The sequence below is a fragment of the Geminicoccus flavidas genome (assembly GCF_009806515.1).
Lineage (GTDB): Bacteria > Pseudomonadota > Alphaproteobacteria > Geminicoccales > Geminicoccaceae > Geminicoccus > Geminicoccus flavidus.
In genome coordinates this window covers 1-4067 of record NZ_WUJP01000727.1, presented here as the reverse complement: position 1 = coordinate 4067, position 4067 = coordinate 1, and the positions used below count along the sequence as shown (strand labels likewise).

Annotated in this window: 5 protein-coding genes and 1 tRNA gene; all 6 read right to left on the bottom strand. The window is 69.5% G+C overall.

Going from position 1 to position 4067, the window contains the following annotated elements; translation table 11 throughout:
• Positions 1 to 342: 342 nt before the first annotated feature.
• Positions 343 to 420, bottom strand: a tRNA-Pro gene (locus EQG76_RS20860).
• Positions 397 to 1011: a MerR family transcriptional regulator gene (locus tag EQG76_RS32360; protein WP_235031481.1), complete on the bottom strand. Its 615-nt coding sequence runs from the start codon at positions 1009 to 1011 to the stop codon at positions 397 to 399. Before EQG76_RS32360 ends, EQG76_RS20860 begins: the two co-directional genes overlap by 24 nt.
• Complete coding sequence (locus EQG76_RS20850) at positions 1008 to 1331, bottom strand: integration host factor subunit alpha (protein WP_159716260.1); 324 nt, start codon at positions 1329 to 1331, stop codon at positions 1008 to 1010. Before EQG76_RS20850 ends, EQG76_RS32360 begins: the two co-directional genes overlap by 4 nt.
• Before the next feature lie 139 nt (positions 1332 to 1470).
• Positions 1471 to 2448, bottom strand: a complete 978-nt coding sequence (locus tag EQG76_RS20845; RefSeq protein ID WP_159716259.1) for a beta-ketoacyl-ACP synthase III — start codon at positions 2446 to 2448, stop codon at positions 1471 to 1473.
• Positions 2449 to 2451: 3 nt separating this feature from the next.
• The gene (gene plsX, locus EQG76_RS20840) at positions 2452 to 3492 is read right to left on the bottom strand and encodes a phosphate acyltransferase PlsX (protein ID WP_159716258.1); all 1041 of its coding nucleotides are present in this window, start codon (positions 3490 to 3492) and stop codon (positions 2452 to 2454) included.
• The coding region (locus EQG76_RS20835) for a YceD family protein (protein ID WP_235031480.1) at positions 3489 to 4067 on the bottom strand (579 nt) is incomplete at its 5' end. The genes EQG76_RS20835 and plsX, both read right to left, overlap by 4 nt.

Sequence of the window (4067 nt, the reverse complement as noted above, 5' to 3'; positions counted from 1 at the left end):
TGCCGTAGGATATCCTCTCGATCTTCGAGAGATTAGGCCGTCCATGACACTCCGAGGCTAAACACCTAGCGGGGCTACGATGAGTCCCACTGGCAGCATGGTCCTGACAATCCCTATGCCTGAACCCTGCACCGCGCGGCTCGGTGCGGCCGCAGGGCCCGACCAATATCTCTCGTCGCTCACCAGCTGATCGTCGTATCCGCGAGGTGTCTGCCAGATCAGGTGCGACAGCTCACCGCACCTCTAGCGAGGGCAGACGAATCAGCGACAGGATCTGCTCCCCACGTGCTCACCAGGCGAGGAACGCTGGCGAGACGGTGGCAGCTAACTCACTGAAGTGGTTGGTCGGAGCGGCGAGATTTGAACTCGCGACCCCCAGTCCCCCAGACTGGTGCGCTAACCGGGCTGCGCCACGCTCCGTGCGGGTGGGTCGATAGCACCGTCTTGGGGCGACGACAATGATGGGTTGAGCAGGGACGGGTCGAGCTGGCGGGACAGGTCGCGTGCGATCTGGCCGAGCAGGCGGAGCTCGCCGTGGAGCTCGGCCAGCAGGCGGCGGCGCTCCGCGTTGGCGGCCTCGCGCGGCGGTGTCGGCGGCGGCTGGTCGAAGGGCAGCGGCGGCGGTGGCTGGCGAAGGTCGTCGGGCGGGGGCTCGGCGGCGAGCGGCTCGGGTGCGGCCGGAAGCCCGGCGGGAGCGGGCGTGGTCGCGGGTGCGGTGCGCCGGCGGACGCGCAGGAGCTTCTGCACGCCCTTGATGGTGTAGCCCTCGTCGTAGAGCAGGCTGCGGATGCGCCGCAGCAGGTCGATGTCCTCCGGGCGGTAGTAGCGCCGCCCGCCGCCGCGCTTGAGCGGCCGGACCTGGGGGAACTTGCTTTCCCAGAAGCGCAGCACGTGCTGGGCGACTTCCAACTCGTCGGCCACCTCGCTGATGGTGCGGAAGGCACTCGCGGCCTTGGTCGGACGGACGGCGCGATCCTCGGCACTGCCGGGCCCGACCAGCGTTTCGCTCATGCCTCGCCGTCCGCCTCGCCCGGCGGATCCTCGCCGTTCAGCCGCGCCTTGAGCACCTGGGAGGGCCGAAACACCAGCACCCGGCGCGGCAGGATCGGTACCTCCTCGCCGGTCTTGGGGTTGCGCCCGAGCCGCTCGCCCTTCTGGCGGACGGCGAACGTGCCGAACGAGGAGATCTTCACCGTGCCGTCGGTCACCAGCGCGTCGGACACCCGGTCCAGCACCTCGTCCACCAGGGCCGCCGACTCGCTGCGCGACAGGCCAACCTCCTGGAACACCGCCTCGGCCAGATGCGCTCGTGTGACCGTCCGATCGGCCATGCTGGCTTTGTCCCTCTCGGCAACACCATTCGCCAAGTCACGGTAAATCAACGCGATCCTCCAGTGCAAGAGGAACCGCGCCACGCAGTTCGCGCAAGAGGCGATAGTCTTGCCCGGATCCGGCCCAGGACCCGAGAGGTCACCAGCGCAGCAGTGCCGCACCCCAGGTAAAGCCGCCGCCCATGGCGTTGAGGACCAGAAGATCGCCCTCGCCGATCCGGCCGTCCTTCACTGCGACATCGAGTGCCAGCGGAATCGAGGCGGCCGAGGTGTTGGCATGACGATCGACGGTCACGATCACCTGGTCCGGTGCTATGTCGAGACGCTTGCCGACCGCCTCGATGATCCGCCGGTTCGCCTGGTGCGGGACCAGGTAGTCGATGTCGGCGAGCCGGAGCCCCGCCTTGGCCACCACCTCGATCGCCGCCTCCGACAGGCGCTGGACCGCGTGGCGGAACACTTCCCGCCCGTTCATCCGCAGGATACCGATGGTCCGCGTCGAGGACACCCCGCCATCGACATAGAGATGGTCGTACTGGCGCCCATCCGCACCCAGGGCCGTTGCCAGCACGCCGCGGTCGCTCACATGGCCGGGTTGCTCGGTGGCAGCCAGCACGACGGCGCCTGCCCCATCGCCGAACAGGACGCAGGTGCCGCGATCCTCGAAGTCCAGGATGCGCGAGAAGGTCTCGGCGCCGATCACCAGCGCCCGGCGCGCCCGCCCGGTGACCAGGAGCGCGTCGGCCACCGAGATCGCATAGGCGAAGCCCGCGCACACGGCCTGGAGGTCGAAGGCGATGCCGACCGGCAGGCCCAGCTTGCGCTGCACTGCGGTGGCGGTGGCCGGGAAGGTGTTGTCCGGGGTGGAGGTCGCCACCAGGACCAGATCAATCGAGTTGCGGTCGATACCGGCGGCCTCGATGGCGCGCAACGAAGCGGCCACCGCCAGGTCCGAGGTGGTCTCGCCCTCTGCGGCGAAATGGCGCCGGGTGATGCCGGTCCGCTCCCGGATCCACTCGTCCGAGGTATCGACCATCCGGGCCATGTCGTCGTTGGTGACCACCCGCTCCGGCAGATAGGAGCCGATCCCGAGCACGATCGAGCGCAGCATGGGCAACCTTCAGCCGACGGCCGCGGCGGGCGCACCGGCGTCCCGTCCTGCAACCGCGGTCATTTCCTCGATGATCCGGTCATTGGTGCCGGCCCGCACCAGTTCCACGGCCGCTTCGATCGCATGACCGAACCCGACCGCGTCGGTGCCGCCATGGCTCTTGACCACGATGCCGTTGAGCCCGAGCAGCATGGCACCGTTGTAGCGACGCGGGTCGAGCCTGGCGCGCACCCGGCTGAGTGCCGGCCGGGCCAGGAGGTAGCCAAGCTTCGCCCGCCAGTCGGAGCGGAAGGCCTGGCGCAGGAAGGAGGCGTACATCGCAGCCGTACCTTCCGCGATCTTGAGCGCGACGTTGCCGGTGAAGCCGTCGGTGACCACCACGTCGACCACCCCGCGGGTCACGTCGGTGCCTTCCACGAAGCCATAGAAGTCGCCATTCAGCGGGCTGGCCCGGAGCATCGCCGCAGCACCCCGGATCACCTCGTTGCCCTTGAGGTCCTCGGTGCCAATGTTGAGCAGGCCGATCTTGGGCTCGGGCAGGCCCAGCACGATCCGAGCGAAGACGTGGCCCATCACCGCGAACTGTACGAGGTGCTCGACCCCGCAGTCGACGTTGGCGCCCAGGTCCAGCACGATGGCGCTCTTTTCGCCGGCAGGCATCGGCCCGGCGATCGCCGGCCGGTCGATGCCGGGCAGGGTCTTCAGCACGAACTTGGCCATCGCCATCAGGGCGCCGGTATTGCCGGCCGAGACCGCCGCCGCGGCCCTGCCCTCCTTCACCGCATTGATCGCCAGCCGCATCGACGACTGCCGGCCCTGGCGCAGGGCATGGGACGGCTTGGCGTCGCCCGCGACGAACTCGGTGGTGTGGACCAGCGGCATCGCCGCGAGCGCGGGGTGCCGGGCCAGATGGGGCCGCACCTTCGCCTCGTCCCCGAACAGCAGGAAGTCGACGTCCGCGTGGCGCTTGTGGGCGAGCGCGGCACCGTCGATCACGATCGCCGGAGCGTCATCCCCACCCATGAGGTCGAGGGCGATGGTGAGGCTCATGACCGGCGGAGCGCGGCCAGCGCCTGGAACGGGTTGGGCCGGCCGTCCATATCGGGCGGGTCCAGCTCCGCCCCCGGCAGCCGGGGATAGGGATCGAGCGCCAGGGACAGTTCCTCGACCACTGCCTCGCCCAGGTCGATCGTATCGCCGTCCAGCGGCTCGATGTCCGGCGCCTCCGCGTCCACCGTCTCGGTCATCTCGTCCATCTCGGGCGTCCAGCCCGGAAGGTAGAGGCGCTCGAACTCGGTCACGACCTCGACCGGCATCGGCTCGAGCGTCACCACGCAGATCTGGGTGACCTTGGCGCGCAGACGGCCGCGCAGCCGCACGCCCTTGACCGCAGGCGGCCGGTCCAGCCGGCACTCGGCCTCCAGCGAGGCCACGTCCTGCAGCTCCAGGCGACGGGCGATCGCCGCCCGCTCGTCCGGCTCGGCCGCGACCGTCACCGTAACGGGCGCCGCCGTGATCCGGTCGACCTTCTGGCGACGTTGGAGTTCCACCGACGAGTTCACGCACATCCCCCGTGGCGCTGCCGGCCGCCACGTCACCGACCTCGACATATGATGGATACGCAT